The organism is uncultured Campylobacter sp. (genome assembly GCF_938045205.1).
Taxonomy (GTDB): domain Bacteria; phylum Campylobacterota; class Campylobacteria; order Campylobacterales; family Campylobacteraceae; genus Campylobacter_B.
The window spans coordinates 1-4,217 of sequence record NZ_CALIMY010000073.1; the positions used below are offsets into that span (position 1 = coordinate 1).

The following is a 4,217-nucleotide window of genomic DNA, read 5'->3' on the forward strand; positions in this document are numbered from 1 at the left end:
CGTGACTGTACCGCCATCTTTCTTGACGATCAGTTTTTCATCTTCTAATAATTTATACTCTATCTTTCCATCTTCACTTATATATACTCCTTTATCCTTATCATATGCTCCGCCCGTTAAGATCGTGTCATTGAAGAAGACTCTGCCCTTACCGTCGCTATCAAAGATGACGTCTTTGTTTCCTGCGTAATAGGTATCAAAACCCTTGCTGCCTATTAATACATCTTGCGCTTCATCATCTGTATTATTTTTATCGTTCGAATACAATATATCGTCATATTCTGAACCCACTATATTATCGCTTCCTTTCCCGCCGACGTAGGTTATACCATTTTTTACATATTGTTTGTAATGATTTTTTATATCGCCAAGCTCACTAAGTAAAGGCTCGCTAAAATTTATATTTTTAGCCTGAAATTCAACAAGCCGATCATCCTTATTAGTTCCATACATAACAAGTTTACCGTTTTCGTCTAGGTAGTTTATAACGCCTGCGGTAAGAATTTTCTCGTTAAAATATTTAGCCCAAGCATTTTTTGTATCTATAGGTTCAACGGTATCTAGCCTGTTAAATCTAGCTTTTTGTTTTAAAAAATCGCTCTTGCTAACTCTTTGATGCGCTATACCTTCAAAATCATCAAATACAAATTTTACCTTTCTACCAATATTTGATGGATCGCATAGTTTCTCCAAGTAGTGATTTGCGAATTTAGCCACTATTCCATCGCCTACAAAATCAAAATCACCATTTTTATTAGGATTATCTTTGCTCTGATATGGCTTAATTTGGAGATTGTCTATAAATTCGGGCTCAAACGTCTTTGCGTTTATTAGAAATTTAACATCCTTGGCCTCAAATGTCATCTTAGTGCTTCCAAAAACAAAAGCCCTTTCCGCATAATTATCCGAATGTATATCAAGAGTATAATGTTTTATATCGGTCGCTAAATTTTCGTTAAATTTATTTTTATTATCATATAAAATTTCACTCATTTGTCTTATATTTAATTCATAATATCCATCCGAATTTATTTTAGCATCAACTCTATCCATTTGCGCTTTAGTAAATTTATCATTGATTAATATGGTTTCACCGTTTGGTGTTTCTACCACATACGTTCTTTCGAAAAATTTTTGAAAGACGACAAAATTTGCCGCGCTAGTATATGTATCTACATATTTCATATATTTACTCGCAGAAATTTTGACTTCCATTTCTTTTCTATCCATCCATTCGTTAGAGGCTAATTCTTTCGGACCAGGAGGAGTTTTCTTCCCCCACAAATAATAACTCAATATATCGGCGCCGTAATTGCCCTCTAATTCTAATCTCAAATCAGTTTCTTTTTTGCCCATCTCTTATCCTTTTTCGGTTACATTCGTTAAGATAAAATTTCAACCAATCTTATCCGCCGTGAATCCACATATCCAGTTCCTGTTCCGCCGGAGCTTTGATATCAAAATTTATATTTCCGCAATTATCGTATGAGAATTTACGTCTATAATGTTTCATATGAGTATAAGCCAAGACTTTGTTAAAGTTTTCTAAACTCTCATATCCGCTTTTTATTGCCATTAAATTTTTAATAACATTATATTCAATGTAAAAACTTATATCATCGACATCAACATAATTCACAAAAAATTGATTTTCTTTAATTAAAAATGATTTTTCTAAAAACATTTTTCCGTTATGAAATGGATTTTTCTCTTCCGATAAGATAATAGGCTGTCTAAAGCCCAGAATTTCATCCTTATATACAAAATATTTTGATAGATCGGAGATATCTATTTGCGTCTTGTCTTTTATCTCATAATCAAAACTCTTTCTGTCGGTATTTTCAACTAAAAAATCAAACCAGTTTTCTTCATTAAAATCGCCGATTAGATAGAGCTTGGAGATGTGTGCCGTATAAAAACTATGGCCGAAAATTTTTATATCGTGCTCATCGATAATGGTATTTCGCAAAATTTCATAGTCGTAATATCTTTTAAAATAATTTATAGCGGCATTTTGAAGTAACTCTTCGTTGCTCAGAATTCTATTCTCTTTTAGACAATATCCCTTTTGATATTTGTAATAGCTAAAAATAGTAACTACGCAGGATCCTTGCGAAGTGGAGTAATCGGGCACGATGCGGATAAACACGGCGCAGAAAAGTAGCGCCGCGGCTAGGATTTTAAATTTAAGTTTGTGAAATTTCATAACGATCCTTTAAATGCCGCCAGCGAAGCAAACGCATACCTCATTGCCTCGTTAAATTTATACCTTCGCTCCGCATTCATCGCCCCAGCCTTTCTAAATTTGAGATAAGCTTTAGCGACACTCAGGGTTTTTCTACCGCGCCAAAATCCCTTTGCATCGCTAAATTTCACATCTCGCGCTAGCCAATTTTAAATCGCCGAAACATTTAAATTTTTGGTTCTCGCGACGCTTAAATTTCTCTCGCCGCGGCGCCAAAAATTTCAGATAAGCTCTAAAGCCGCGCCTTAGTTTTATGCCGGCAAAATTTAATTGCGCCGTAAAAAGTCGGTCTGCCGCGTAAAATTTAGCGGCGCGGCAAAAGAGGGTCCGTCTCGTAAAGCGGTGTCGCATAAAATTTAACCGCGCCGCAAAAAGCTACTCCGCTGCGCAAAATTTAACCGCGCCGCGCTAAAGCTCGTTACTTCTTCGGTTTGCTTAGCTCGTAGCCGAAGTGGATCTTTTTACTCTCGCCCGGCTTTAGCTCAAAGTCCCAGCTAAGTAGTCCGTCCTTGCCGAGGCTGCTCTGCTCGGGCGAGTTTTTTAGCGCGACCTTTACGTCCTCATGCGTCGAAACGGGCGCTCGCTCTTGCAAAACCACGTTCCACGCGCGCTTGGAGCTATTTTTGATCTCGTAATCCCAAGCCATGGAATTTTTGCTCTCGCCGCCGAAAAATGAGTTTTTCGTGAAGTTGTTCGCCTGCTCTTTTTTGACTTCGATCAGGCTGTTTTTACCCAGATACGCCGTAGCCTCTGCGTTTGCGGCAAAGCCTAGATGCACGAGCCCGATCTGCACGCCGTCGAGCTTTATTAGCGTTTCGCTCTCCTCTATGTTTCTTACGGGGCTAAATTTAGCCCGCACGTAGGCTGCCTCGCTGCCGTAGCCGTCGATGAGTAGATCAAATTTCGCATCCAGACTCTGTTTATCGAAGCTGAACTCGCCCGCCTCGCCCGCTTTTAGACTTACGCCGCTAATTTTCCACACCTTTGAGAGCGAGCTTTCGATATTCGAGCCCGTCCTTGCATACGACGATCTCGCCTCCGCCGCAGGCGCCCTCTGCATATCCGCCACCTCTAGCATCACGTCCTTTTTATAAGCCGCCGCGGGCTCAGGCTCCATAGGCTCGCCCTCGTACCACGGGTAAAAGGGCTGCGGCGCGGTCTGCGAGGAGTATTCGTAAGGATACAGCGCGATCGTCAAATTCGCTAGCTCGGCGTTTAGCGGATTTTGCACCGAGAGCTTTTGCGCGACCTCGATTTTGCCGCTTGCAAGATCGGCAGAGAGCTCGTTGTGCGTGTAGGCGCTTACGTCAACGGGGTAATTGATCTTAACGAAGCTCGGATCGCAGCCGAAGTTCGCGTTTAAGCGACGCTCGTTCTTGATCCGGTATTTTGAAATTTTCTCTTTGAGCTTTCCGATTTGTTCGTCAGTCTTTGAAATTTCACCCGCTACGAGCAAGACCTCGTCGTAAACTTTTTGCGAATCCGCCTTTAGGCTCGCTAGGCTTCTATCTTTTAGGCTTGTAAAATCGCTTAAAAAGCGCTGCTGCGCCTTAAGCGCGACCAGGCGGTCGCTTAGCTCGCGCAAGCTCTTTTCGTCCGCCTCTTTTTTGGCAAATTCCGCGTTTTTCACGGGCTCGCTCTCCTCCAAAGACAATTCGCGCACTTCGCAAGAGCCCACAATCTCGATGTTGCGGATATCCAAGTACTCCGGCACGTTCACGCTGAAGTTTGATTTTTGCGCGCCGAAGTTTTGGTGCAAGAAGGCGGAGTTCGCGTAGATCTCAAGGCTGTTTTCCTGCGCGCTCAAATTTACGGCAAGCGCCGCAGCTGCGCTTAAAAGAACTATTTTTTTCATTTTTACTCCTTAAAAATTTTACGTAATTGTAACGATAAATTTTGATTTTTATGCTTAAAATTCGGAGCGAATTCTAAAATTCCGGCCCCGCCGCTCGCTTTGAAATTTTAAAATTTC

2 protein-coding genes and 1 pseudogene are annotated in these 4,217 nt (G+C 41.1%); all 3 read right to left on the reverse strand.

Features of this window, described 5'->3' with window-relative positions:
- Positions 1–1,356: pseudogene (locus Q0198_RS04215) on the reverse strand (hypothetical protein); the annotation flags it as partial.
- A 49-nt stretch (positions 1,357–1,405) separates the two neighbouring features.
- Positions 1,406–2,206, reverse strand: a complete 801-nt coding sequence (locus Q0198_RS04220; RefSeq protein ID WP_297895372.1) for a hypothetical protein — start codon at positions 2,204–2,206, stop codon at positions 1,406–1,408.
- A 457-nt stretch (positions 2,207–2,663) separates the two neighbouring features.
- The gene (locus Q0198_RS04225; protein WP_297895374.1) at positions 2,664–4,100 is read right to left on the reverse strand and encodes a DUF4139 domain-containing protein; all 1,437 of its coding nucleotides are present in this window, start codon (positions 4,098–4,100) and stop codon (positions 2,664–2,666) included.
- Between the last annotated feature and the right edge of the window lie 117 nt (positions 4,101–4,217).

Excerpts from the sequence above, each read along its gene's own strand:
- Q0198_RS04220 (WP_297895372.1), bottom strand. The coding sequence starts at position 2,206 with ATGAAATTTCACAAACTTAAATTTAAAATCCTAGCCGCGGCGCTACTT.
- Q0198_RS04225 (WP_297895374.1), bottom strand. The coding sequence starts at position 4,100 with ATGAAAAAAATAGTTCTTTTAAGCGCAGCTGCGGCGCTTGCCGTAAAT.